Origin of the sequence: Burkholderia sp. MSMB2157WGS, from assembly GCF_001532755.1 — a bacterium.
Lineage (GTDB): Bacteria > Pseudomonadota > Gammaproteobacteria > Burkholderiales > Burkholderiaceae > Burkholderia.
Window position 1 is genome coordinate 1 of the sequence record NZ_LPJG01000022.1, and the last position, 1,025, is coordinate 1,025.

General features: G+C 66.0%; 1 protein-coding gene. It reads right to left on the bottom strand.

The genetic code is table 11. The features are described from left to right. Positions 1-2: 2 nt before the first annotated feature. Positions 3-1,025, bottom strand: a 1,023-nt coding sequence (locus WT53_RS14965; RefSeq protein ID WP_060260413.1) for an ABC transporter ATP-binding protein, incomplete at its 5' end; no start/stop codon positions are given.

Consider the following 1,025-nt stretch of genomic DNA (forward strand, 5'->3'; position numbering starts at 1 on the left):
CCTCACTGCGTCAGCACGACGCCGCTGGCCGGCGACCACGACACGAACACGTCGTCGTTCCATGCCGGCGCGCCGTCGTTCATCAGGTGCGAGCTCGACAGGTTCGACACCACCGTCTTGCCGCTCGGCAGACGCACGTGGTACAGCGAATAGCTGCCCATGTACGCGATGTCGGTGACGACGCCGCGCGCCCAGTTGTGCTTCGAGCCCGGCTTCTCGCGCGACACGTGCACGCGCTCCGGGCGCACCGAGATACCGACCGGCATCCCGAGCGGGCCGGTCACGCCGTGGCTCACGTACATGCGGGCTTCGAGGTCGTCGCTTTCGACGAAGATGTGATCGGGCTCGTCCTCGACGACGCGCCCCTCGAACAGGTTGGTCGAGCCGATGAATTCGGCCGAGAAGCGGCTGTTCGGGTATTCGTAGACTTCGCCGGGCGAGCCGATCTGCACGATCTTGCCTTCGCTCATCACCGCGAGGCGGCTCGCCATCGTCATCGCCTCTTCCTGATCGTGCGTGACCATCACGCAGGTCACGTCGACCTTCTCGATGATGTTCACGAGTTCGAGCTGGGTCTTCTGGCGAATCTTCTTGTCGAGCGCGGACATCGGCTCGTCGAGCAGCAGCAGCTTCGGGCGCTTCACCAGCGAGCGGGCCAGCGCGACGCGCTGCTGCTGGCCGCCCGACAGCTGATGCGGTTTGCGCTGCGCGTACTTGCTCATCTGCACGAGCGCGAGCGCGTCGGCCACGCGCTCCCTGATCTCGTGCTTCGGCGTGCCTTCCTGCTTCAGGCCGAACGCGACGTTCGATTCGACCGTCATGTGCGGGAACAGCGCGTACGACTGGAACATCATGTTGACGGGGCGGCGGTACGGCGGCAGCGACGCGAGGTCCTCGCCGTCGACGAAGATCTTGCCGGAGGTGGCCGTCTCCAGCCCGGCGAGCATGCGCAGCAGCGTGGACTTGCCGCAGCCCGAGCTGCCGAGCAGCGCGAACAGCTCGTTCTTCGCGATCGTCAGGTTCAC